Source organism: Pseudomonas sp. HY2-MNA-CIBAN-0224 (assembly GCF_040310285.1).
GTDB lineage: Bacteria > Pseudomonadota > Gammaproteobacteria > Pseudomonadales > Pseudomonadaceae > Aquipseudomonas > Aquipseudomonas helleri.
The window spans coordinates 1-279 of record NZ_JBEOPQ010000435.1 but is presented as its reverse complement, the minus strand read 5'-3'; the positions used below and the strand labels follow the sequence as shown (position 1 = coordinate 279).

Genomic DNA, 279 nt, shown 5'->3' with positions numbered 1-279 from the left:
GTCTATACCAAGCTTACTTGCTGCTTCTGCTACCAATCTTGCATCAGCTGCCGCGATGGTACTGCTATCGATGACCAACGTACCCTTGGGCAATTCTGCCAGTAGGCCTTCGGCCCCATTATCTCCATCATTACCTAAATAGACAGAATGGACGTGCTTGCCCGCAGGCAACATGCTAATGACGACTTGTGCATTGTTCGCAGCATCTTTAGGGCTAGCAGCCACACTGGCACCTGCTTTCTGCAAGCGCTGGGTAGCGTCTTCAGACAAATCATAGAC

1 protein-coding gene is annotated in these 279 nt (G+C 50.9%); it reads right to left on the bottom strand.

What is annotated here, in order from left to right; all coding sequences use genetic code 11:
• Nucleotides 1-279, bottom strand: a 279-nt coding sequence (locus AAEZ03_RS27065) for an NAD(P)-binding domain-containing protein (protein ID WP_350582904.1), incomplete at both ends; no start/stop codon positions are given.